This is a genomic window from Streptomyces sp. f51 (genome assembly GCF_037940415.1).
Classification (GTDB): Bacteria; Actinomycetota; Actinomycetes; order Streptomycetales; family Streptomycetaceae; genus Streptomyces.
Map to the genome: position 1 here is coordinate 6539024 of NZ_CP149798.1, position 23940 is coordinate 6562963.

Sequence of the window (23940 nt, forward strand, 5' to 3'; positions counted from 1 at the left end):
ACAGCAGAGACACACCACTGCACGAAGGGGAAGCCATGACAGCGACGACCGACGGAAGCACCGGGGCACTTCCTCCCCGCGCTGCCTCGGCCAACGAGACCGTACGCGAGACGACTCCCGAGGCGGCCGGGACAGTCGAGACCCGAGACGCCGCGACGCGCGCCATGGAGCGCGCCACGGACCTCCTGCTCGCGCGGCAGGACGCCGAGGGCTGGTGGAAGGGCGACCTGGAGACGAACGTCACCATGGACGCCGAGGATCTGCTGCTCCGCCAGTTCCTGGGCATCCGCGACGAGCCGACCACCCGGGGCGCGGCGCTGTTCATCCGCGGCGAGCAGCGCGAGGACGGCACCTGGGCCTCGTTCTACGGCGGTCCCGGCGAGCTCTCCACCACCATCGAGGCGTACGTCGCCCTGCGGCTCGCCGGGGACGCCCCGGACGAGGCCCACATGGCGAAGGCGGCCGCGTGGATCCGCGCGCGCGGCGGCATCGCCGCGGCCCGTGTCTTCACCCGGATCTGGCTCGCCCTCTTCGGCTGGTGGAAGTGGGACGACCTGCCCGAACTCCCGCCGGAGCTCATCTACCTGCCCAAGTGGATGCCGCTGAACATCTACGACTTCGGGTGCTGGGCGCGGCAGACCATCGTGCCGCTCACCATCGTCTCGGCGAAGCGTCCGGTGCGGCCCGCGCCGTTCCCGCTGGACGAACTGCACACCGACGCCCGTGACCCCAATCCGCTCAGACCCCTTGCCCGGGTGACCAGTTGGGACGGCGCCTTCCAGCGCCTGGACAGGGCCCTGCACCAGTACCGCAGGGTCGCACCGCGCGCGCTGCGCAGAGCGGCGATGAAAACGGCCGGCCGCTGGATCATCGAGCGCCAGGAGAACGACGGCTGCTGGGGCGGCATCCAGCCGCCCGCCGTCTACTCGGTCATCGCGCTGCATCTGCTCGGCTACGACCTCGAACACCCGGTGATGCGTGAGGGGCTGGCCTCGCTAAACCGTTTCGCCGTGTGGCGTGACGACGGCGCGCGGATGATCGAGGCCTGTCAGTCGCCGGTGTGGGACACCTGCCTCGCCACCATCGCCCTGGCCGACGCGGGAGTGCCCGCCGATCACCCTCAACTCGTCAAGGCCGTGGACTGGATGCTCGGCGAGGAGATCGTCCGGCCCGGCGACTGGTCCGTCAAGCGCCCCCAACTCCCGCCGGGAGGCTGGGCGTTCGAGTTCCACAACGACAACTACCCCGACATCGACGACACCGCGGAGGTCGTCCTCGCACTGCGCCGCGTCCGGCATCACGACCCGGACCGCGTCGAGAACGCCATCGGACGCGGGGTCCGCTGGAATCTCGGCATGCAGTCCAAGGACGGCGGCTGGGGCGCGTTCGACGTCGACAACACCAGCGCCTTCCCCAACCGGCTGCCGTTCTGCGACTTCGGGGAGGTGATCGACCCGCCCTCCGCGGACGTCACCGCGCACGTGGTGGAGATGCTGGCGGTCGAGGGGCTCACCCAGGACCCGCGCACCCGCCGGGGCATCCGGTGGCTCCTGTCCCACCAGGAGCCCAACGGCTCCTGGTTCGGCCGCTGGGGCGTCAACTACGTCTACGGCACGGGGTCGGTGGTCCCGGCCCTGGTCGCGGCGGGACTGCCGGGATCGCACCCGGCGATCCGCCGGGCGGTCGCCTGGCTGGAGACGGTGCAGAACGACGACGGCGGCTGGGGCGAGGACCTGCGCTCCTACGACGACAACGCCGGCTGGAGCGGACGCGGCGCCTCGACCGCCTCCCAGACCGGCTGGGCACTGCTCGCCCTGCTGGCCGCCGGGGAACGCGACTCCAAGGCCACCGAGCGCGGGGTCCTCTGGCTCACGGAGACCCAGCTGCCGGACGGCACCTGGGACGAGCCGTACTTCACGGGGACCGGCTTCCCGTGGGACTTCTCGATCAACTACCACCTCTACCGGCAGGTCTTCCCGCTCACCGCGCTGGGCCGCTACGTCCACGGCGACCCGTTCTCCGCGACCGAGGGGGGCTGATGGACAGGCTGCCCGCCCCGGACCCGCTCCTGATCGCCTGCGCGCTCGGCATCGAGCACCTCGCCCTGCGCAGCGGCGACCGGAGCGGCGCCGGCGGGCCGGTCACCGTGCTGCGTACGGGCATGGGGCCCAGGGCCGCCGACCGGTCCGTCACCCGGGTGCTCGCCGACCCGGTCCTGGCCACGGCGTCCGTGCTGGCCACCGGGTTCTGCGCGGGGCTCGCCCCTGGCATGCACCCCGGCGACCTGGTCGTCGCCGAGGAGACCCGGGACCCGGGCGGCACCACGCCGTGCGTGGGCACCGACCTGCTGGTCAAGGAACTGGCCCGCGCCGTGCCCGGGCGCACCGTCCACACCGGGCCGCTCACCGGCTCCGACCACGTGGTCCGCGGTCACGAGCGCTCCGATCTGCTCGCCACCGGGGCCATCGCCGTCGACATGGAATCGGCGGCCACGCTGCTCGGCGCCGTCCGCTCGGGCACCCGTCCCGTTGCGGCCGTCCGGGTGGTCGTGGATGCTCCGGAACATGAACTCGTCCGAATCGGCACGTTCCGCGGTGGAATATCAGCCTTCCGCGTTCTTCGTGCCGTGCTTCCCGCTTTTTTCGAATGGCACCGTTCTTTGTCGCTCCCTCGGAGGTGAGCCGTATGGCCATGCCGCTTCGGCAGTCCATGAAGGTCGCTGCATACCTGTTTGAACAGAAGCTCCGGAAGCGGGACAAGTTCGCCCTGCTCGTCGAACTGGAGCCGCTCTTCGCGTGCAACCTCGCGTGCGAGGGCTGCGGCAAGATCCAGCACCCCGCCGGTGTGCTCAAGCAACGCATGCCGGTGGCCCAGGCGGTGGGCGCCGTCCTCGAATCCGGCGCGCCGATGGTGTCCATCGCCGGCGGCGAGCCGCTGATGCACCCTCAGATCGACGAGATCGTCCGACAGTTGGTGGCGAAGAAGAAGTTCGTGTTCCTGTGCACCAACGCGATGCTGATGCGCAAGAAGATGGACAAGTTCAAGCCCTCGCCGTACTTCGCGTGGGCCGTGCACATCGACGGGCTGCGCGAGCGGCACGACGAGTCCGTGGCCAAGGAGGGCGTCTTCGACGAGGCCGTCGAGGCGATCAAGGAGGCCAAGCGGCGCGGCTTCCGGGTCACCACGAACTCGACCTTCTTCAACACCGACACCCCGCAGACCGTCATCGAGGTGCTGAACTACCTCAACGACGACCTCAAGGTCGACGAGATGATGCTCTCGCCCGCCTACGCCTACGAGAAGGCCCCCGACCAGGAGCACTTCCTCGGCGTCCAGCAGACCCGGGAACTGTTCAAGAAGGCCTTCGCGGGCGGCAACCGGCGCCGCTGGAGGCTCAACCAGAGCCCGCTCTTCCTGGACTTCCTGGAGGGCAAGGTCGACTTCCCGTGCACCGCGTGGGCGATCCCGAGCTACTCGCTCTTCGGCTGGCAGCGACCCTGCTACCTGATGAGCGACGGGTACGTGCAGACGTACAGGCAGCTCCTGGAGGAGACCGACTGGGACTCCTACGGCCGCGGCAAGGACGACCGGTGCGCGAACTGCATGGCGCACTGCGGCTACGAGCCGACCGCGGTCCTCGCCACCATGGGCTCGCTCAAGGAATCCATCCGGGCCGCCCGCGAGACCTTCACGGAAAGCCGCGGGTGACCCCATGACCGCCGTTTCCCTGGGCCTCCCCGAGGTACCGGTCCGGCCGATCGCGGAGCGCCGTGTCTCGCGGCGGATCCAGGTCGGGCCGGTGGCGGTCGGCGGCGGGGCTCCCGTGTCCGTCCAGTCGATGACCACGACCCGGACGTCGGACGTCGGCGCCACGCTTCAGCAGATCGCGGAGCTGACCGCGTCCGGCTGCCAGATCGTGCGGGTGGCCTGTCCCACCCAGGACGACGCGGACGCGCTCGCGACCATCGCCAAGAAGTCGCAGATCCCCGTCATCGCGGACATCCACTTCCAGCCGAAGTACGTGTTCGCCGCGATCGACGCGGGCTGTGCCGCGGTGCGGGTGAACCCCGGCAACATCAAGCAGTTCGACGACAAGGTGAAGGAGATCGCGCGGGCCGCGAAGGACGCCGGGATCCCGATCCGCATCGGCGTCAACGCGGGCTCGCTCGACCGGCGACTGCTGGAGAAGTACGGCAGGGCCACGCCCGAGGCGCTGGTCGAGTCCGCGCTGTGGGAGGCATCCCTCTTCGAGGAGCACGACTTCCGGGACATCAAGATCTCGGTCAAGCACAACGACCCCGTCGTCATGGTCAGCGCCTACCGCCAGCTCGCCGCGGCCTGCGACTACCCGCTGCACCTCGGCGTCACCGAGGCCGGCCCCGCGTTCCAGGGCACCATCAAGTCGGCCGTGGCCTTCGGCGCGCTGCTCTCCGAGGGCATCGGCGACACCATCCGGGTCTCACTGAGCGCGCCGCCCGCGGAGGAGTGCAAGGTCGGCATCCAGATCCTGGAGTCGCTCGGACTGCGGCAGCGGCGCCTGGAGATCGTCTCCTGCCCGTCCTGCGGCCGCGCCCAGGTCGACGTCTACAAGCTGGCCGACGAGGTCACCGCAGGTCTGGAGGGCATGGAGGTCCCGTTGCGCGTCGCGGTCATGGGCTGTGTCGTCAACGGTCCCGGTGAGGCCCGCGAGGCGGACCTGGGGGTCGCCTCCGGCAACGGCAAGGGCCAGATCTTCGTCAAGGGCGAGGTCATCAAGACCGTCCCCGAGTCGAAGATCGTCGAGACCCTCATCGACGAGGCGATGAAGATCGCCCAGCAGATGGAGAACGACGGCGTCGCGTCCGGGGAACCGGCCGTCACCGTGAGCTGATCAGCACGGACCGAGAGGGGGCCCGACGTGACGATTCTGGAGAACATCCGGGGACCACGCGACCTGAAGGCGCTGTCCGAGGCGGAAATCGGTGAACTGGCCGAAGAGGTGAGGGAGTTCCTGGTGCACGCGGTCGCCAGGACCGGCGGTCACCTCGGACCCAATCTGGGAGTGGTGGAGTTGTCCATCGCCCTCCACCGGGTCTTCGAGTCTCCGGTCGACCGCATCCTGTGGGACACCGGCCACCAGAGCTATGTGCACAAATTGCTGACCGGGCGTCAGGACTTCTCCAAGCTGCGGGGCAAGGGCGGCCTGTCCGGCTATCCCTCCCGCGAGGAGTCCGAGCACGACGTCATCGAGAACAGCCACGCCTCCACGGCGCTCGGCTGGGCGGACGGGCTCGCCAAGGCCCGGCAGGTGCAGGGCGGGACGGGCCATGTCGTCGCGGTCATCGGCGACGGCGCGCTCACCGGCGGCATGGCGTGGGAGGCGCTCAACAACATCGCCGCGGCCAAGGACCGCCCCCTGATCATCGTCGTCAACGACAACGAACGCTCGTACGCCCCCACCATCGGAGGGCTCGCCAACCACCTCGCCACCCTGCGGACCACCGACAGCTACGAGCAGGTCCTCGCCTGGGGCAAGAAGGTCCTGCTGCGCACCCCCCTCGTCGGCAACACCATCTACGAGTCGCTGCACGGCGCCAAGAAGGGCTTCAAGGACGCCTTCGCGCCCCAGGGCATGTTCGAGGACCTCGGGCTCAAGTACGTCGGCCCGATCGACGGCCACGACGTGAGAGCCGTGGAGTCCGCGCTGCGCCGCGCGAAACGCTTCCACGGGCCCGTCCTCATCCACTGTCTGACGGAGAAGGGACGCGGCTACGAACCGGCGATCGCGCACGAGGAGGACCACTTCCACACCGTCGGGGTGATGGACCCGCTCACCTGCGAACCCCTCGCGCCGTCCAACGGTCCTTCCTGGACCTCGGTGTTCGGCGACGAGATCGTCAGGATCGGCGAGGAGCGCGCGGACGTCGTGGCGATCACGGCGGCCATGCTGCATCCGGTCGGGCTCGGGAAGTTCGCCGAGCGGTTCCCCGACCGGGTGTGGGACGTCGGCATCGCCGAGCAGCACGCCACGGTGTCCGCGGCCGGACTCGCCACCGGCGGCCTGCATCCCGTCGTCGCCGTGTACGCGACCTTCCTCAACCGGGCCTTCGACCAGCTGCTCATGGACGTGGCCCTGCACCGCTGCGGAGTGACCTTCGTCCTCGACCGGGCCGGGGTCACCGGGGTCGACGGAGCCTCGCACAACGGCATGTGGGACATGTCGATCCTCCAGGTCGTGCCCGGCCTCAGGATCGCCGCGCCCCGCGACGCCGACCAGCTCAAGGCCCAGCTGCGCGAGGCGGTCGCCGTGGACGACGCGCCGACCCTGATCCGCTTCCCCAAGGAGTCCGTCGGTCCGGTCGTCCCGGCGGTGGACCGCCTGGGCGGCCTCGACGTCCTGCACCGCGGCGAGCACCCCGAGGTCCTGCTCGTCGCGGTCGGCGTGATGGCCCCGGTCTGCCTCCAGACCGCCGACCTGCTGGAGTCCCGCGGCATCTCCTGCACCGTCGTCGACCCGCGCTGGGTCAAGCCCGTCGACCCGGAGCTGCCCCGCCTCGCCGCCGGCCACCGGCTCGTCGCCGTGGTCGAGGACAACAGCAGGGCCTCGGGTGTGGGAGCGGCCGTGGCACTGGCCCTCGGGGACGCCGAAGTCGACGTACCCGTACGGCGGTTCGGCATCCCCGAGCAGTTCCTCGCGCACGCCAAGCGGTCCGAGGTGCTCGCCGACATCGGGCTCACGCCCGTGGAGATCGCCGGTCGGATCAGCGCCGGGCTGGCCGTCAGGGACGAGCGGGCCAAGGCCCTACCCGAGCTGACCCTGGCCGCCGACCGGCCGGCCGAGGACGAGCCGTCCAAGGAGAACGAGGAATGACCGACCCGGCCCGGAAGGGCGAGTTCGACCTCGGCGCGCTCCTCGCCGAGCGCGGCGCCGAGCGCTACGAACTGCACACGAAGTACCTGAACCACCAGCTCCCGCGCATGCTGCACACCATCGGCTTCGACAAGGTCTACGAGCGGGCCGAGGGCGCGCACTTCTGGGACGCCGACGGCGACGACTACCTCGACATGCTCGCCGGCTTCGGGGTGATGGGACTCGGCCGCCACCACCCCGTGGTCCGGCAGGCGCTCCACGACGTCCTCGACGCCTCGCTCGCCGACCTCACCCGCTTCGACTGCCAGCCCCTTCCCGGCCTCCTCGCGGAGCGGCTGCTCACCCACAGCCCGCACCTGGACCGGGTGTTCTTCGGCAACAGCGGCACGGAGGCCGTCGAGACCGCGCTGAAGTTCGCCCGGTACGCCACCGGCAGGCCGAGGATCCTGTACTGCTCGCACGCCTTCCACGGGCTGACCACGGGCTCCCTCTCGGTCAACGGCGAGGACGGCTTCCGCGACGGCTTCGCCCCGCTGCTGCCCGACACGGCCGTCCCGCTCGGCGATCTCGACGCCCTGGCGAGGGAGCTGAGGAAGGGCGACGTCGCCGCTCTGATCGTGGAGCCGATCCAGGGCAAGGGCGTCCACGAGTCCCCGCCCGGGTATCTCCGCGCCGCCCAGGAACTGCTGCACCGGCACAAGGCCCTGCTCATCGCGGACGAGGTGCAGACCGGCCTCGGCCGGACCGGGGACTTCTACGCCTACCAGCACGAGGAGGGTGTCGAACCGGACCTGGTGTGCGTGGCCAAGGCGCTCTCCGGCGGCTATGTGCCGGTGGGCGCGACCCTCGGAAAGGACTGGATCTTCAAGAAGGTCTACTCCTCCATGGACCGGGTCCTCGTGCACTCGGCCAGCTTCGGCTCCAACGCGCAGGCCATGGCGGCGGGTCTCGCGGTGCTCTCCGTGATGGAGAACGAGCAGATCGTCGCCAACGCGCGGATCACCGGAGAGCTGCTGAAGTCCCGGCTGGCGGCCCTGGTCGACCGGTACGAGCTGCTCAGCGAGGTGCGCGGGCGGGGGCTGATGATCGGCATCGAGTTCGGCCGGCCGGCCTCCCTCAAGCTGCGCAGCCGCTGGACCATGCTCCAGGCCGCGCGCAAGGGCCTGTTCGCGCAGATGGTCGTCGTGCCGCTGCTCCAGCGGCACCGCATCCTCACCCAGGTCTCCGGCGACCACCTGGAGGTGATCAAGCTGATCCCGCCGCTGGTGATCGACGAGAAGGACGTCGACCGGTTCGTGGAGGCCTTCACCGCCGTGATGGAGGACGCGCACAGCGGTGGCGGGCTGATGTGGGACTTCGGGAAGACGCTGGTCAAGCAGGCCGTGGCCAACCGCTGAGACCCGGCCGTTCCCGCGGGCCGCCACGGCGGCCGATGGGAACGGCCGGGCTCTTTTGCCTCTCAGGCAAGAAAATTGCCCCTGAGGTAATTATTTGGCTCAATGGTCCCATGAGCCCTGCCGATCCAGGGGCGGCCGACGAGCCGTCCGCCGAGCTGTACGCCGTGGCGCCCCGGCTGCGCGCCCTGCGCCGCGGCGTCTCGCTCACGCTGGAGGCCGCGGCCCGCGCCGCCGGCCTCTCGCCCGCCCATCTCTCCCGGCTGGAGACCGGGCAGCGCCAGCCCTCGCTGCCGATGCTGCTCACGCTCGCACGTGTCTACGGTACGACGGTCTCCGAGCTGCTGGGCGAGGCGGTCCCCGAACGTGACGCGGTCGTACGGGCCGCCGACATGGAGCCCGCCCCCGCCGGCGGCTGGACCTACTGGCAGGCGGGCTCCGCGGGCCGCGGCATGCAGGCGCTGCGCGTGCACGTCCCGTACGGCTCGCAGGGCGACATCGTGCGCGTCCACCCGGGCGAGGAGTGGCTGTACGTCCTCCAGGGGCGGCTCAGTCTGCGGCTCGGGGACACCGCGCACGTCCTGGCTCCGGGAGACAGCGCCCACTTCGACTCGCTGACCCCGCACCGCATCGCCGCCGCCGAGCGCGACGGCGCCGAGCTCCTCTTCGTACACACCCTGCTCCAGAGCCCCGTCGCCGCGCTGTGCCTGGGCGCGGCGGCGGGCCACCCCACCCCGGGAGAGACGTCATGACCGAACCCACGGAACCCCGCCGGTCCATGGAGGACAGGTTCCCGCGCGCCCTGTGGGTGCGGCTGATCATCTACGTCGCCGTCGGCCACCTGTTCGCGGCCTTCATCTACCTGCTCTTCACGCTCGGCGCGCAGAACCAGTAGCAGCCGGGCCCGGCGCGCGGCTCAGTCCAGGAGCCGCGCGCGCAGCCGCTCCCGCAGCTCGGGCGTGAGCCCCAGTCCCTGCTCCAGGTAGGCCTCGACGCCGCCCCAGGTCTCCTCGATCGTCTCGAACGCCGCTGTCAGGTACTCGGCGCGCGCGTCGAACAGCGGGCTGAGCAGTTCCATCACCTCGGGGGAGTAGGCGCCCGCCGAGGAATTGGTGCGGTGCACCTTGTACCGGCGGTGCGTGGCGTTCGACTCCAGGTAGTCGGCCACGATCGCCTCGCGCTCCACGCCGAGGGCCAGCAGGGTGACCGCGATCGACAGTCCGGCGCGGTCCTTGCCCGCCGCGCAGTGCATCAGCGCGGGCACGCTGTCGTCGGCCAGCGCGTGCAGCACCTGGGAGTGCTCCGCCGTGCGCTCCCTGATGATCGCGCGGTACGAGCCGATCATCCGGTTCGCGGCCCTGCCCTCGCCCAGGAGCCCGCGCAGCTGCTCGATGTCGCCGTCGCGGACCATCTTCCAGAACTCACTGCCGTCCGCCGGGTCGCTCAGCGGGAGGTTCACGTTCCGCACGCCCGGCAGTTCGACGTCCGGGCCCTCCAGCTTCTGGTCGGCCGCGTTGCGGAAGTCGAAGATCGTGTGCAGTCCCAGGGAGGAGAGGAACGCGGCGTCCTCCTCCGTAGCGTGCGCGAGGTGGCCGCTGCGGAACAGATGACCGTGGCGCACGCGCCGGCCGTCCACGGTGGGCAGTCCGCCCACGTCGCGGAAGTTGCGCACTCCGCCGAGCTCGGGCTCGGTCGACGGGATCTGCTGCGTCACGGGGCTCCTCCTGTTCGGCCTCCGGCGTCACCGGGCTGGACTCGGCGTCGCTCGTCGGCAGTTGTACCTGTTCGCGCTCTCGACGATACGACATGGGTTCCTCAGGCAATGAGTTATTTATTCGCGCGCATGTTCGAATCAATGGAGTTTCGGTTCTTCCTTTCCGGAGAGGGGGCCGAATGTGCTGGATATCCGCGCACGGTGCATCTGACCGTTCTGTCCGAATAAGAACCTTCGTGACAACTGGCCCTGGAATAGGGCGCACTGGGGCGAGTCGCGTGAGGAGCGTCATATTCGTGACGATGCGTTGCCGTCCCCTTTTCTCAACGCGCCCGCGTTTCCGGGCGGGTTGAGATGTCCGGAAGATCGTCATTCGACGGAGGGTGACGGTGAATTCCGCATGGATCAAGAAAGACGAGCGCACAGAAACCGGACTTAGTTGTCGACGCGCTCTCATGTCGCTTACGTTCTGCCTCAATCCGGACGGACGCCCAATCCTGCCGCCGCCCGGAATTCCGCACACTCACCCGTACACGGCAGGAGCGGGGGACCCACAGGTTCCGTGCCTGATCCGGTTCCCGGAACAGGCTAGGGGTACAGCCGCGCAGCAGCGCGGCCGGGCATCTCCAGCCCGCACCCGACAGCTCACCCCGCAGGCGCCGGAGAGGAAATCGCCATGCCCGCGAAGGGTAAGCACCGCCGTCCCAAGTCCCTGCGTTTCACCCGCACGATCGCCGCGGCCGGAACCGGCGGCGCCGCACTCGCGCTGCCTCTGATGGGAGCCACGGGAGCCCACGCCGCGACCCAGGCCACCGTCGCGCAGCACGTCGAGAAGGCCGCGACCGCCGCCCCCGCCGAGAAGGCCGCCACGGCCACGGCGAAGACGTACGCGGTGAAGTCCGGCGACTACCTCTCGAAGATCGCCGACGAGCAGAACGTCACCGGCGGCTGGAAGAAGATCTACGCCGACAACCGGTCCGCCATCGGCGGCGACCCGTCGCTGATCCACCCCGGTCTGAAGCTGTCGCTCGGCCACAGGGCCGCCGCCACACACACGGCCACGCACACGGCCACCACGGCGACGGCTCCGGCGAAGTCCCAGGCCACCCCCGCCGCCGACACGGCCGCGACCACCACCGCGTCCACCGGTGACTCCGCCGGCTACACCCTGCCGGTCGACAGCAGCACCATCGGCACCGGCTACAAGGTCGCGGGCAGCATGTGGTCCAGCGGCTACCACACCGGCGTGGACTTCGTGGTCCCGACCGGCACCACCATCAAGTCCGTCGCCGCGGGCACCGTCGTCTCCGCCGGCTGGGGCGGCGCCTACGGCAACCAGGTCGTCATCCAGCACGCCGACGGCAAGTACTCCCAGTACGCCCACATGTCGTCGCTGTCCGTCTCCGCGGGACAGACCGTGACGGAGGGCCAGCAGATCGGTCTCTCCGGCGCGACCGGCAACGTGACCGGACCGCACCTGCACTTCGAGATCCGCACCACGCCCGACTACGGCTCCGACGTCGACCCGGTGGCGTACCTGCGCTCGCACGGTGTCGCCGTGGGCTGACGCCCCCACTTCCTGCTCCTGACGGCAGGACCGACTCCGGAGGCCGGACCCCAGATCCCCTGGGTCCGGCCTCCGGTGTGTTCCACGGCGCCGGTTTGCGGGGCATCTTGGTGATCGCTGCTTGAACATCCCTGATGTGGGCCTTATTCCGGAGTTGACCAATGCTTGGCGAGTGGCTTATCTCACCGTCCGTCAACCCTTCCCTACGGTCGCGTAGCTCACATCGAAAGGTGAATCATGCTCGATGTGGCAGACGATTCGAAGGATGACAACAGATCAGTGATCGGGTCGTACGTGGCGGTGGGGGACAGCTTCACCGAGGGCGTCGGCGACCCTGGGCCCGACGGGGCGTTCGTCGGATGGGCGGACCGGTTCGCGGTACTTCTCGCGGACCGCAGGCCCGAAGGCGATTTCGACTACACCAATCTCGCGGTGCGCGGCAAACTGCTCGACCAGATCGTCGAGACCCAGCTCCAGCAGGCCAGGGAACTCGGCCCGGACCTGGTCTCGTTCTGCGCCGGCGGCAATGACATCCTCCGCCCCGGCACCGACCCCGACGAGGTCGCGGAGCGCTTCGAGCGCGCGGTCGCCGACCTCACCTCCGCCGTGGGCACCGTGATGGTGACCACCGGCTTCGACACCCGTGGTGTCCCCGTGCTCAAGCATCTGCGCGGCAAGATCGCCACGTACAACGGACATGTGCGGGCCATCGCGGACCGCTACGGCTGTCCCGTTCTCGACCTCTGGTCCCTGAAGACGATCCAGGACCGCAGGGCGTGGGACGGCGACCGGCTGCACCTCTCTCCCGAGGGGCACACCCGGGTGGCCCTCCGCGCCGGACAGGTCCTCGGTCTCGAGGTCCCGGCCGACCCGGACCAGCCCTGGCCGCCCCTCCCGCCGCGCGGCACGCTGGAGGTGCGCCGCGACAACATCCAGTGGGCCCGCGAGTACCTGGTCCCGTGGATCGGACGGCGACTGCGCGGTGAGTCCTCGGGCGACCACGTGTCGGCCAAGGGGCCGCTCTCACCGGACGACATCAAGCTGCGCATCGAGTCGGTGGCCTGAACCCGGTCCTTCCGGGCGGGAGAACCCGGCCCGCCCGGAACGGGCACCGACGGGGGTGACCCCTCAAGGGGGAGTGACGCTTGGCGGGACCCGGGCAGGACAGCGGCCCCGGGTCGGACACCGGCCCCGGGGTCGCGCACCGGCCCGGGGCGGTTCCGCGGACTGCGCGGCTAGCGCACCGCCGCCATCAACGCCGATCGTTCCAGGCCCAGTTCGCGGGCCAGGGCCTCGTCCACCCATTCCTGGGTCCGTGCCCGTGAGACCCCGCCGGAGTAAGCCGTCATCTGGACCGCGAGACCGTCCAGCAGCGCGGTGAGTCTGAGGGCCGCGCTCGCGGGGTCCGGGCAGCGGAACTCGCCGGCGGCCACGCCCTCCGCGATCACCTCGGTCATCGCGGCCTTCCACTGACGGTCGAGATCCCGGGTGACCTCGCGCAGCGCGGGCTCGCGCAGGGCGACGGCCCAGCCCTCGATCCACAGGCGCCAGCCCTTGGCCTGCCCGGTCGGGGCGTACCACCGCACGGCGGCCCGCAGGCGTCGCAGTGCCGTCGTACGGCGGCCGAGCAGCTTGCGCAGACGGGCGAGGTCGTCCTCGGCGGCATGGGTGAACGCGGCGGCGACCAGCTTCTCCTTGGTCGAGAAGTGGTACAGCACCAGCGCGTTGCTCACGCCCAGGGCCGAGGCCACGTCGGCGATGCGTACCGCCGCCACGCCCCGCGCCTCGATCTGTTCGACGGCGGCCCGCAGCAACTCCTCGCGCCGCTCCGCCACGCTCAACCGAACTCTCGCCACGCGGCAACCCTACACAGCCCCCACGCCGGAGGCCCCGACAGGAGTTGACACGGTCCCGGCGCCCGGCCGGGAGCCCCCCGTCCCGGGCCTCAGCGGTACCAGCCGAACCGTTCGACGATGACGGGCAGCCGGTCGGTGACGATGGCGTGGGCGGCGGCCCGCGGGGTCGTGCCGTCGGCCTGGGCGCGCGCGAGCGTCCGGTCGATCAGGGCGCGCATGGAGCGCCGGGTGTACGCGAACGCCTCGTCCGCGTCGGCGCCGATGTCCCCGAACAGGGTCCACCACCACCAGGCGTTCGTACCGGAGTTGACGACGACGTCCGGCAGGACGGTGATCCCGCGCGCCGCCAGCAGGCGTTCCGCGTCCGCCACGACGGGCATGTTGGCGGCCTCCACGATCCAGCGGGCCTTGATCCCGTGCTGGTTCGCGGTGTCGATCGCGTACGAGACGGCGGCGGGCACCAGCACCTCCGCGTCGGCGGACAGCCAGGCGTCACCGGGGAGTTCACGGTCCGCCGCGCGCAGCACCCCGCGGTCGACCGTCCCGTACGCGTCCCGGCCCGCGAGCAGGGCGTCGACGTCGAGGCCGTCCGGGTTGGCGATGGTCCCCTTGACGTCGGCGACGGCCACGATCCTCAGGCCCGCGCGCGCGAGGAACCGCGCGGTGGCCCCGCCCATGGTGCCGAGCCCCTGCACGGCCACCCGCGTTCCCGCGTACGGGGTTCCGGCCCGGTCCAGCGCGGCGAGCACCGACTCGGCGACCCCGCAGCCGCCGACCAGTTCGTCGAGGCCGATGCCGTCCACCTCGACGGCGAAGGCGTCCGCGAGCCGCTTGCGGGCCGCCGCCTCGTCGTCGAGCAGCGGGTAGACGGCCTGGATGGACGAGACGAGGCCGGCCTCGGCGGCGGCCCGATCGACCAGGTCCTGGCTGAGCCCGAGGTCCTCGCCGGTGGTCCAGAAGGACTCGATGTAGGGGCGCATCGCGCGGAGATAGCGCACCAGCAGGCCGTACGCCGCCGGGTCCTGGGGGTCGCAGTCGATGCCGCCCTTGGCGCCGCCCAGCGGGATGTACCGGCTCTCGGGGTTGTAGTGCAGCGCCTCTTTCATGGTCATGCCGCGGGCGAGGCCGGCGACCTCCTCCAGCGTGCAGCCGGGCCGCATCCGCAGGCCGCCGCTGGACACGCCCCGTACGAGCCGGTCGACGACGAGGAACCCCGGACGGCCGGTGACATGGTCCGTCCAGGTGAGCGTCATCAGGGGGGCGGCGGTCATCGGGTCTCCTCGGGGACGGCGATCAGGGTGGGGCCGGGGGTGCGCAGGGCCTCGGCGAGCGCGGCGCTCAGCTCGTCCGGGCCGTACGCGCGCGTGCCGTGTCCTCCGTAGGCGCGGGCCAGGGCGGGCAGGTCGACGGGAGCGAGGTCGACGGCCGTGGGCGTGTCGCCCCGGGCGGCCATCTCGTCGCGGATCTCTCCGTAGCCGCCGTTGTCGAACACCACGACGGGCAGGGGGAGGCCCAGCTGTACCGCGGTCGCCAGTTCCTGCACGGTGAACTGGAGACCGCCGTCCCCGCTGAGCGCCACGACCTCACGGCCGGGGCACGCCGCCTTGGCTCCGATCGCCGCGGGCAGAGCGTAGCCGAGCGTGCCGTAGCCGGTCGGGTGAAGATAGCGGCCGGCGGGCCCGAGCGCGAGGTGGGGGAGGGCTCCGTAGTAGCAGCACTGGGCGCTGTCCGAGGTGATCACGGCGTCCTCGGGCAGGACCGAACGGACGGCCCGCAGGTACGGGATCCAGCGTGCGTCGCGTTCGGCGGTCTCGGCGTTGCGCGCGGCCCGCAGCGCCTTCGCCCGCAGGAGGGGCTCCTCGCCGGGCACGCGCGCGTGCGGGCCGCCGCCGCCGGACTCCCCGACGGCGGCGAGCAGGGCCGTCAGGGTGAGCCGGGCGTCGCCGACGACGGGGATGTCCGCGGTGAGGCCCGCGTACATCTGGTCGGGGTCGAGGTCCGCGCGGATCAGGGTGCCGTCGAGGGCGGGCGGCGCGGACCAGAAGTCGGACTCGGCGAGCTCGGTGCCGACGGCGAGCACGGCGTCCCGTTCCGTGAGCCAGTCGCGGACCGAGGGACTGTGGAGTGACACGCCGAGGGCCAGCGGATGGGTCTCGGGGACGATCCCCTTGCCGTTGGCCGTGGTGACGACGGGGGCGCCCAGCGCCTCGGCGAGGGCCAGCGCGGGGACGGCCGCGCCGCGCGCTCCGCCGCCCAGGACGAGGGCCGGACGGCGGGCCTCGCGCAGGGCCTCGGCGGCCCGCTCCAGGGCCTCAGGGGCGGGTGCGGCGGGAGCGACGGCGGGGGCGACGCGGACGGGACCGGTCTCCTCGGCGCACTCCAGCAGGTCGAGGGGGATCTCGATGTGCGCGGGCCGCGGCCGGCCGGTGCGGAAGAGGGTGAAGGCGCGGGCCACCGCCGCGTCGATCTCGGCGACCGAGGACACGCGGTGGCTGAAGGCGGCCACACCCCGCAGGGCCTCCGTCTGGCTGCGGGTCTCGTGCAGCAGACCGGTGGCCAGCCGTGGATGGCGCAGGGGCATGCCGGGGGAGACCACGAGCAGCGGCACGCTGTCCGAGTAGGCCTGGCCGACGGCCGCCGCCGCGTTCAGCAGGGCGGGTCCGGTCGTGGTGATCACGACACCGGGACGCCCGGTCACGCGCGCGTAGCCGTCGGCGGCGTATCCGGCGCCCTGTTCGTGGCGGGTCAGGACGTGCCGTATCCCGTACGAGGACAGGTGGCGGTAGATCTCCAGGTTGTGCGTCCCGGGGATGCCGAAGGCCCGGGTCACCGCGTGTCCGGACAGCGCGCGGACGACGGCCTCGCCGCCGGTGAGCCTCTCGCCCATCACAGGCTCCGCGTGGCGGCGGGGCGCCGGCCGGGCGAGGCACCCGCGGCCGTGGCCGGGGCGGCGGGGAGGTCGGACACGGTGTCTCCAAGGGGGAAGGGCCAAGTGCGGGCGGCGGGTCACGGTGCGGGCGCCGACGGCGGTCGGACCGGTGGAACGCGTACGGACTACTGAACCATGAGTCAGTATCGGAACAGGCGCCGGGTCGTGTCAACGCGCGGGAGGCTCGCGTCGTTCGAGGCGCCGGGTGACCCGGGGGCGGGGGTCGGGGCGGCTTCGTAGGGCCGGGCCTGTACCGACCCGGCACCGGCGGTCCGGCGCCCGGCATCGGCGGTCCGGCGCCCGGCACGGCGGGTCCGGAAACGGGCCGCCGACGGGTCGGGGGCGCGACGGCGCCCGGAATCGCCTCCCCGAAGCGGAAGAAGCGGGGGCTCGACGGGGTTGAGCACGTACGGACCCAGGGCCACGGGCATCGCGTTGTGACCGGGGTGACCCGGCGCTGTCAGAGGCGACGACCATAATGAAAGCCTGACCGACTCCATCTGGAGGTATCCGTGACCGGTTTCCGTACCCTGAGCTCCGGGCTCCGCGCGCTGCGGCCCGCCGCCTTCGGCGCGGATCCGGCTGGTGCGCGCCTGCGCCGCATCCGCAATTCGCCGAATTTCGCGGACGGGGTCTTCCAGAACCCGGAGACCGCCCGCACCCGCCCGGACGGCTCGATGGTCGAGTTCGCGAAGGTCTACTTCCGCAGCGAGGAGCGCGCCCACCGCTCCCCGGCCGGGACCGTCCCGGTGCACGCGACGACCCTCGCCGACCTGGCCAGGCCCGCCGCGACCGGGCTGCGGCTCACCTGGATGGGGCACTCCAGCGTCCTCGCCGAGATCGACGGTCACCGGGTCCTGTTCGACCCGGTCTGGGGCGAGCGCTGTTCGCCGTTCGCGTTCGCCGGCCCCAAGCGGCTCCACCCGGTTCCCCTGCCGCTCGCCGCGCTCGGCCCGGTCGACGTCGTGGTGATCTCGCACGACCACTACGACCACCTGGACATGCCCACGATCAAGGCGCTGGGCGGCACGGACACCGTGTTCGCCGTGCCGCTGGGCGTCGGAGCCCACCTGGAGCACTGGGGCATCGCCGCCGAGCGGATCCGCGAGCTGGACTGGAACGAGTCGGCCAAGGTCGGCGGGATCACCCTGACCGCGACACCGGCGCGCCACTTCTGTGGCCGTGGCCTGCGCAACACCCAGCACACCCTCTGGGCGTCCTGGGTCGCCGAGGGCGACGCGCACCGGATCTACCACAGCGGCGACACCGGCTACTTCCAGGGCTTCAAGGACATCGGCGCCGCCCACGGCCCGTTCGACGCCACGATGATCCAGATCGGGGCCTACAGCGACTTCTGGCCCGACATCCACATGACGCCCCAGGAGGGGATGCGCTCCCACCTGGACCTCCAGGGCGGGCAGCCCTCCGGAGTGATGCTGCCGATCCACTGGGGGACGTTCAACCTCTCCACCCACGCCTGGGCCGACCCGGGCGAGGGCACGCTGGCAGCCGCCCGCGCAGTGGGGGCGAGGGTCGCGCTGCCCCGCCCCGGTGAGCCCTTCGAGCCCACGGCCGAGACCGTCCCCGGCGAGCCGTGGTGGCGGGGTGTGGCGCGCACGCCCGAGGGCGGCTGGCCGGCCGTCGAGGAGGCCGTCACGGAGAACACGCCGGGTGACATCGCCGACGGCTCGACGGAGGGCACCGGAGAGCCCGAAACGGTGCCCGCGGGCTGATTCACCGACCGACGGCGGGGGCCGGGGAGCGCGACGCTCCCCGGCCCCCGCTGTTTGCTTGCGACCGCTTCCGACCAGCTCTGATCGGCTCCGGAGCGCGGTGCGAACACGCGTCCGACGGGCTTATCGGTCAGCCGTACGACGGCTCATACCAGAGCGGGACGTCACCTGGGGGAGTTTGTCAACAGCCCACCGCACATGATGCGTTGGCGACTACTGTCAGTTGCCGACGGGCGACGCAGGGCCGTTTTTTTCGGCTCTCTCGACCGGCACCGCGACGGCGACGCCCGAGTCGCGGAACCGCGGGAGCTCCACGCCCCCGACGCATCCAGTACGAGGACGCCGATGTCTCACCTCCGCGCACCGGCCGCACGCGCAGACCGCCGTGAGGGCGGGCGGCACGGCCGCCCGGCCGCCCGCGCCACCGTCGCGCCGCACGAGACGCACCTGCGGCCCCAGCTCCTGCGCCTCGCGGTCCTGCCGCCGACCGCCGTGGCCCTCAGCGCGTGCGCCGCCGTCCTGTTCACCGTCCGCTCCACCGGAGCCCGGCCCGGCCCCGTCCTGTGGGCCGTCCTCGCCGGAGCCGTGGGCGTGGCCCTGGCCGGCATCCTGATCGCCGCCGTGGCCGCGAACCGCGCCGCCACCTCCGTACGCGAACGGATGGCGGCCCTGCGCCGGGCGAGCGCCAGGACCGAGACCGACCTGCGTGCCGTCGTCGAGGGGCTGAGCCGCGGCGAGGACCCGCCCGCGCGCAAGAAGCGCCGCCGCCCGCCGGCGGACGCCGACGACTTCGAACTGCTCGCCGCCGACCTCTCCCGCGCCCATGACGGCGCCGTCACGGCCGTCGTGCAGGCCTCGCGCCTCTCCAGCCGGGCGGGCAGCGACCAGAAGGTCGAGGTCTTCGTCAATCTGGCCCGGCGCCTCCAGTCCCTCGTGCACCGCGAGATCTCCCTCCTGGACGAGCTGGAGAACGAGATCGAGGACCCGGACCTCCTCAAGGGCCTCTTCCACGTCGACCACCTGGCCACCCGCATCCGCCGCCACGCCGAGAACCTCGCCGTGCTCGGCGGCGCCGTCTCGCGCCGCCAGTGGAGCAACCCCGTCTCCATGACCGAGGTCCTGCGCTCCGCGATCGCCGAGGTCGAGCAGTACTCACGGGTCAAGCTGGTGCCCCCGATCGACGGCACCCTGCGCGGGCACGCCGTCGCCGACGTCATCCACCTGCTCGCCGAACTCGTCGAGAACGCCACCCTGTTCTCCGCCCCGCACACCCAGGTGCTGCTCCGCGTCGACCACGTCACCTCGGGTCTTGCCATCGAGGTGGAGGACCGCGGCCTCGGCATGCAGGCGGGCGAACAGGACAGGATGAACGCCCTGCTCGCCGACCCCGACCAGGTCAACGTCGCCGGACTGCTCCAGGACGGGCGCATCGGTCTGTTCGTCGTCTCGCAGCTCGCCCGCAGACACGGCATCCACGTACGGCTCCAGAGCAACATCTACGGCGGTGTCCAGGCCGTACTCGTCGTCCCGCAGGGCCTGTTGGGGGCGACGCCGGACGCCGGGGACGCGGACCAGGGCGTGGGCCAGGCGCAGATGCAGGCGCCCGTGAACGGCACGGGCAACGGGACGAACGCAGGGCACCGTCCGGCCCTCGGCCCCGGGCCCGCGCACCCGTCGCCCACACAGGTCCCGGTCCTGCCCGGCGGCGGACGCCGTGCGGCCCCGGTGGTGCCACGTCAGTCGCCGCGCGAGCCGGCGTACGAGCCCGCGCGAGCGGAACGGACGTCTCCTGGGGGCGCCGAAGGACCGGCCGGGGCACGCGCCGCCAACCCGCTCCCGGTGCGCGGCGCCCGCGACGCACGGCCCAACCCCGCCGAGGCCGTCCCCGGCATCCGCCCGGAGGACCGGCTCGCCGCCGCCGAGAACGCGGCCATGCCGCCCACACCGCGCACCGGTGTCGTGCGCGGCACGATGGGCAAGCCCAACCTGCCCAAGCGGCGCGCCCAGGAGCACATCGTTCCGCAGCTGCGCGAAGGACAGGCGCCCCGCCCGGCCCCGGACCACCCCGTCGTGCACGACCCGGCGCTCATGGCGGCGTTCCAGCGCGGGATCGGGCTCGCGGAGGCCGCCCAGACGGAACCGCCGGGCCGGGAGCTCCCCGAGCCGTCCCGGGGCCCGTCGCCCGCGGAGGGGGCGACCGCACCCGCGTCGTTCCCGGACCGGACGCGCCTGGAGGAACGGCCGGGGGACGGCACGGTCCCGGCCCGCCGCGAGCCGCCCACGGACACCTCCGCCGACACCGGCGACCCCCTGGACGTACTCCTCCCGGACGCAGGGCCGGACGCGCCCCTCGGCGTCCCCCCGGAGGACAGCACCCAGGTGGCTCATCCGGACCTCTCGCGCGCCACGCACGCACAGGCACCGCACGCAGCCCCCGGCCTCTCCTCCGGCCACGACAGCGGCACCCGGCACGACGGGAGCGCACCGGCCGGATGACGACCCCCGTACCCACCCCCACCGCTCCCGCAGACCTTCGTACCCCAAGGAGTCGATCCCCCATGGCGAGCGATGCGCCGACCGGCCACGTGTCCGACCTCGACTGGCTGATGAGCGGCCTCGTCCAGCGCGTACCCCACACCACGAGCGCCGTACTGCTCTCCAGCGACGGGCTCGTGAAGTCCGTCCACGGCCTCGACCCCGACAGCGCCGACCACATGGCGGCGCTCGCCTGCGGCCTCTACGCCCTCGGGCGCAGCGCCGGCGTGCGCTTCGGGGACGGCGGCGAGGTGCGCCAGGTCGTGGTCGAACTCGACTCGACCCTGCTGTTCGTCTCCACGGCCGGCTCCGGGACCTGTCTCGCCGTGCTCGCGGGCCGTGAGGCCGACGCGGCCGTCCTCGGCTACGAGATGGCGATGCTGGTCAAGAGCGTCCGGCCCTATCTGGTCACCGCGCCCCGGCAGCACACCGTCGAACCCTCGGCGATGAGGTCTTGAAGGGGGCCGCGGCCGGCGACGGGCCCTGGCTCGACGACGCGGCGGGACGCCTGGTGCGCCCCTACACCGTCAGCGGCGGCCGCACCCGGCCGAGCACGGCGCTCGACCTCCTCTCCCAGGTCATGGCCACGGGAGCCACACCCCTCGGCTACCTCGGACCCGAGCACAACCAGGCGCTCGAACGCTGCCGGGCACCCGTCTCGGTCGCCGAGGTCGCCGCCCATCTGAAGCTGCCGGCGGCGGTCACCAAGGTGCTGCTGTCGGACCTCGTCGACTGCGGGGCGCTGACCACGAAGCCCCCGCGGTTCCACCACAACCCCACTGACCGATCCCTTCTGGAGGCAGTGCTCGATGGACTACGACGACAGCTCTGACCCCTTCCCCACCGCGCTGAAGATCCTGGTGGCGGGAGGGTTCGGGGTCGGCAAGACGACGTTCGTCGGAGCGGTGAGCGAGATCGCGCCGCTCAGTACGGAGGAATTGCTGACCACCGTCAGCGCCTCGACCGACCGGCTCGACGGGATCGAGAACAAGGTCGAGACGACCGTCGCGATGGACTTCGGCCGCATAACCCTCGACCCGGAACACGTGCTCTATCTGTTCGGCACACCCGGGCAGGAGCGGTTCTGGTTCATGTGGGACGAACTCTCCGACGGCGCGCTCGGCGCGGTGATCCTCGCCGACACCCGGCGCCTGGAGGACTGCTTCGCGGCCGTCGACTTCTTCGAACAGCGCGGTCTGGCGTTCATCGTCGCGGTCAACGAGTTCGACGGCTCGTACCGCTACGACCCGGCCGAGGTGCGTGCCGCCATCGACCTCGACCCCGGGATCCCCGTCGTGTGCTGCGACGCCCGGATCTCCAGCTCGGGCGTGCAGACCCTGCTCACCCTGGTCCGTCACCTCCTCGCCCACGCGCCCGCCCACTCCCCGAGCCATGGAGCCCGTGCATGAGTTACGACCCGCCGCGGCCGGCCGGTCGTCTGCTGCTGACCCCGCAGGACAAGGACGCTCCGGCCCGGGTGCGACGGCTGCGCCGGCTGGGCCTCGGGGAGCGCTCCGAGCCCATGCTCGACGCCTTCGCGGACCGGCTCGCCCAGATCGCCTCCGCGCCGTACGCGATGGTCAACTTCATCGACGAGGAGCAGCAGTTCTTCGCCGGTCTGCGCACCCCGTACGCGGGCGCGGGGGGCGGCCGCCTCGTGGCCGCCGCGGACGGGAACGAGCTCGAACTGGGCCGCTACATGGCCCGGGACCACGGCTTCTGCCCGCATGTGGTGGTGCGCCGCAAGGCGCTCGTCCTGGAGGACGTCTGCGACTACCCGCGCTTCGCCGGGAATCCGGTCGTCGACGAGTTCGGCGTCCGCTCCTACCTCGGCGCCCCGCTGCTCGACCGCAGCGGCATCGCCCTCGGCACGATCTGTGTCGTGGACACCGGGCCGCGCCCCTGGGGACGGGCGGGTCTGGAGACCATCAAGGCGATGGCGGCCGAGCTGACCGGGCAGCTCGAAGGGCGGGAAGAGGCGCACGGGATCTGACGACGCGCCGGGGCGCGGGTCCGGCCCGGTCGGCCGCCCGGGACCCATCCTGTGACGTATGCCGGACCCCGCCCCAGACGTAGGTGACGAGCCCCCGTGGAACGGGGGTGACGCATGGCCACGTAGCCCTGCCTGACGCCGTCGTCCCCCCGGTTCGCCCGCCGGGAACGCGGGCGTGAAGGAAAGCTGGGGACGCGCTTAAGAAATCCTCGATGGACCCGGGACACCGTCGTACGGCAGATTCCTGGGTGAATCCACCCCTCTCCCCGGTGCGGTCCGCTGCGGCGTGCCCACTCCCGGGACCTCACGCACAGGAGCCGTTCGAGTGAAGGCGCTGGTCAAGGAGAAGGCGGAGCCCGGACTCCGGCTCATGGACGTCCCGGAGCCGCAGGCGGGCCCCGGTGACGTGCTGATCAAGGTTCTCAGGACCGGGATCTGCGGCACCGACCTGCACATCCGCAACTGGGACGGCTGGGCCCAGCAGACCATCAAGACGCCCCTCGTGCTCGGCCACGAGTTCGTCGGCGAGGTCGTCGAGACCGGCCGCGACGTCAGCGACATCAACGTCGGTGACCGCGTCAGCGGCGAGGGCCACCTGGTCTGCGGCAAGTGCCGCAACTGCCTCGCCGGACGCCGTCACCTCTGCCGTGCCACCGTCGGCCTCGGCGTGGGCCGCGACGGTGCCTTCGCCGAGTACGTCGTGCTGCCCGCCACCAACGTGTGGGTGCACCGCGTCCCGGTCGACCTCGACGTCGCCGCGATCTTCGACCCGTTCGGCAACGCCGTCCACACCGCGCTGTCGTTCCCGCTCGTCGGCGAGGACGTCCTGATCACCGGCGCCGGTCCGATCGGTCTGATGGCCGCCGCCGTGGCCCGTCACGCGGGCGCCCGCAACGTCGTCATCACCGACGTGAGCGAGGAGCGCCTGGAGCTGGCCCGCAAGATCGGGGTCAGCCTCGCCCTGAACGTCTCGGGCTCGACGATCGCCGACGGGCAGCGCACGCTCAACCTGCGCGAGGGATTCGACATCGGCCTGGAGATGTCCGGCCGCCCCGAGGCGATGCGCGACATGATCGCCAACATGACCCACGGCGGACGGATCGCCATGCTGGGTCTGCCGTCCCAGGAGTTCCCGGTCGACTGGGCCCGGATCGTCACCTCGATGATCACGATCAAGGGCATCTACGGCCGCGAGATGTTCGAGACCTGGTACGCGATGTCGGTCCTCCTGGAGAGCGGACTCGACCTCATGCCCGTGATCACCGGCCGCTACGGGTTCCGGGACTACGAGGCGGCGTTCGACGACGCGGCCGGCGGCCGTGGCGGCAAGGTCATTCTCGACTGGACCCTCTGAGGACTTAAGGAACTG

21 protein-coding genes and 1 riboswitch are annotated in these 23940 nt (G+C 71.7%); of the genes, 17 read left to right on the top strand and 4 right to left on the bottom strand.

Translation table 11 applies throughout. The features are described 5' to 3' along the window. Window positions 1–35 precede the first annotated feature (35 nt). From shc to WJM95_RS28355, 8 genes are all read left to right on the top strand, one after another. Window positions 36–2039, top strand: coding sequence for a squalene--hopene cyclase (shc, locus tag WJM95_RS28320; RefSeq protein WP_339132775.1), 2004 nt, complete (start codon window positions 36–38; stop codon window positions 2037–2039). After that, window positions 2039–2680 carry a 1-hydroxy-2-methyl-2-butenyl 4-diphosphate reductase gene (locus WJM95_RS28325; RefSeq protein WP_339132777.1) on the top strand — a complete coding sequence of 214 codons (642 nt, stop codon included), beginning with the start codon at window positions 2039–2041 and terminating at the stop codon, window positions 2678–2680. The genes shc and WJM95_RS28325 overlap by 1 nt, the downstream gene beginning before the upstream one ends. Before the next feature lie 5 nt (window positions 2681–2685). Beyond that, a complete protein-coding gene (gene hpnH / locus WJM95_RS28330; protein ID WP_339132779.1) occupies window positions 2686–3708 on the top strand; it encodes an adenosyl-hopene transferase HpnH in 1023 nt (340 codons plus the stop codon). Window positions 3709–3712: 4 nt separating this feature from the next. Then, entirely contained in the window at window positions 3713–4870 is a 1158-nt protein-coding gene (gene ispG / locus WJM95_RS28335) for a flavodoxin-dependent (E)-4-hydroxy-3-methylbut-2-enyl-diphosphate synthase (protein WP_339132781.1), read from the top strand. A gap of 27 nt (window positions 4871–4897) precedes the next feature. Continuing rightward, the gene (dxs, locus tag WJM95_RS28340; RefSeq protein ID WP_339132783.1) at window positions 4898–6850 is read left to right on the top strand and encodes a 1-deoxy-D-xylulose-5-phosphate synthase; all 1953 of its coding nucleotides are present in this window, start codon (window positions 4898–4900) and stop codon (window positions 6848–6850) included. Next, window positions 6847–8247: an aspartate aminotransferase family protein gene (locus WJM95_RS28345; RefSeq protein ID WP_339132785.1), complete on the top strand. Its 1401-nt coding sequence runs from the start codon at window positions 6847–6849 to the stop codon at window positions 8245–8247. The genes dxs and WJM95_RS28345 overlap by 4 nt, the downstream gene beginning before the upstream one ends. A 110-nt stretch (window positions 8248–8357) precedes the next feature. Next, a complete protein-coding gene (locus WJM95_RS28350) occupies window positions 8358–8996 on the top strand; it encodes an XRE family transcriptional regulator (protein ID WP_339132787.1) in 639 nt (212 codons plus the stop codon). Further along, window positions 8993–9139 (top strand): DUF6126 family protein, encoded by a 147-nt coding sequence (locus WJM95_RS28355; protein WP_245173175.1) that lies wholly within the window; start codon window positions 8993–8995, stop codon window positions 9137–9139. The genes WJM95_RS28350 and WJM95_RS28355 overlap by 4 nt, the downstream gene beginning before the upstream one ends. A gap of 21 nt (window positions 9140–9160) precedes the next feature. Here WJM95_RS28355 and WJM95_RS28360 read toward each other — a convergent pair whose 3' ends face one another. Continuing rightward, window positions 9161–9958: a tyrosine-protein phosphatase gene (locus WJM95_RS28360; RefSeq protein ID WP_339132791.1), complete on the bottom strand. Its 798-nt coding sequence runs from the start codon at window positions 9956–9958 to the stop codon at window positions 9161–9163. 514 nt (window positions 9959–10472) lie between these two features. After that, window positions 10473–10630, top strand: a riboswitch (cyclic di-AMP (ydaO/yuaA leader). A gap of 4 nt (window positions 10631–10634) precedes the next feature. Between WJM95_RS28360 and WJM95_RS28365 the strand changes: the two genes are divergently transcribed. Both WJM95_RS28365 and WJM95_RS28370 read left to right on the top strand, forming a co-directional pair. Next, window positions 10635–11525 (top strand): LysM peptidoglycan-binding domain-containing M23 family metallopeptidase, encoded by an 891-nt coding sequence (locus WJM95_RS28365; RefSeq protein ID WP_339132793.1) that lies wholly within the window; start codon window positions 10635–10637, stop codon window positions 11523–11525. Between the two features lie 279 nt (window positions 11526–11804). Continuing rightward, on the top strand, window positions 11805–12590 hold the full coding sequence (locus tag WJM95_RS28370) for an SGNH/GDSL hydrolase family protein (RefSeq protein WP_339132795.1): 786 nt from the start codon (window positions 11805–11807) through the stop codon (window positions 12588–12590). A 170-nt stretch (window positions 12591–12760) separates the two neighbouring features. Here WJM95_RS28370 and WJM95_RS28375 read toward each other — a convergent pair whose 3' ends face one another. The 3 genes from WJM95_RS28375 to WJM95_RS28385 all read right to left on the bottom strand — a co-directional run bounded on the left by WJM95_RS28375 (window position 12761) and on the right by WJM95_RS28385 (window position 16268). Next, the gene (locus WJM95_RS28375) at window positions 12761–13381 is read right to left on the bottom strand and encodes a TetR family transcriptional regulator C-terminal domain-containing protein (protein ID WP_339132797.1); all 621 of its coding nucleotides are present in this window, start codon (window positions 13379–13381) and stop codon (window positions 12761–12763) included. A gap of 89 nt (window positions 13382–13470) precedes the next feature. Further along, a complete protein-coding gene (locus WJM95_RS28380) occupies window positions 13471–14652 on the bottom strand; it encodes a Glu/Leu/Phe/Val dehydrogenase dimerization domain-containing protein (protein ID WP_339132799.1) in 1182 nt (393 codons plus the stop codon). Continuing rightward, window positions 14649–16268, bottom strand: coding sequence for a 5-guanidino-2-oxopentanoate decarboxylase (locus WJM95_RS28385; protein WP_339132801.1), 1620 nt, complete (start codon window positions 16266–16268; stop codon window positions 14649–14651). The genes WJM95_RS28380 and WJM95_RS28385 overlap by 4 nt, the downstream gene beginning before the upstream one ends. A gap of 554 nt (window positions 16269–16822) precedes the next feature. Here WJM95_RS28385 and WJM95_RS28390 point away from each other — a divergent pair. The 7 genes from WJM95_RS28390 (at window position 16823) to tdh (ending at window position 23925) form a co-directional block, all read left to right on the top strand. Then, window positions 16823–18043 (top strand): MBL fold metallo-hydrolase, encoded by a 1221-nt coding sequence (locus WJM95_RS28390; protein WP_339132803.1) that lies wholly within the window; start codon window positions 16823–16825, stop codon window positions 18041–18043. A 345-nt stretch (window positions 18044–18388) separates the two neighbouring features. Continuing rightward, window positions 18389–20539 (top strand): ATP-binding protein, encoded by a 2151-nt coding sequence (locus WJM95_RS28395; RefSeq protein ID WP_339132805.1) that lies wholly within the window; start codon window positions 18389–18391, stop codon window positions 20537–20539. Between the two features lie 62 nt (window positions 20540–20601). Continuing rightward, window positions 20602–21036 carry a roadblock/LC7 domain-containing protein gene (locus WJM95_RS28400; RefSeq protein WP_339132807.1) on the top strand — a complete coding sequence of 145 codons (435 nt, stop codon included), beginning with the start codon at window positions 20602–20604 and terminating at the stop codon, window positions 21034–21036. Further along, window positions 21033–21410 carry a DUF742 domain-containing protein gene (locus WJM95_RS28405; protein ID WP_339132809.1) on the top strand — a complete coding sequence of 126 codons (378 nt, stop codon included), beginning with the start codon at window positions 21033–21035 and terminating at the stop codon, window positions 21408–21410. Before WJM95_RS28400 ends, WJM95_RS28405 begins: the two co-directional genes overlap by 4 nt. Next, window positions 21388–21987 carry an ATP/GTP-binding protein gene (locus WJM95_RS28410; protein WP_339132811.1) on the top strand — a complete coding sequence of 200 codons (600 nt, stop codon included), beginning with the start codon at window positions 21388–21390 and terminating at the stop codon, window positions 21985–21987. Before WJM95_RS28405 ends, WJM95_RS28410 begins: the two co-directional genes overlap by 23 nt. Continuing rightward, complete coding sequence (locus WJM95_RS28415; protein WP_339132813.1) at window positions 21984–22571, top strand: GAF domain-containing protein; 588 nt, start codon at window positions 21984–21986, stop codon at window positions 22569–22571. Before WJM95_RS28410 ends, WJM95_RS28415 begins: the two co-directional genes overlap by 4 nt. Window positions 22572–22896: 325 nt before the next feature. Beyond that, window positions 22897–23925 carry an L-threonine 3-dehydrogenase gene (gene tdh / locus WJM95_RS28420; RefSeq protein WP_339132815.1) on the top strand — a complete coding sequence of 343 codons (1029 nt, stop codon included), beginning with the start codon at window positions 22897–22899 and terminating at the stop codon, window positions 23923–23925. The last annotated feature ends 15 nt before the right edge of the window (window positions 23926–23940 follow it).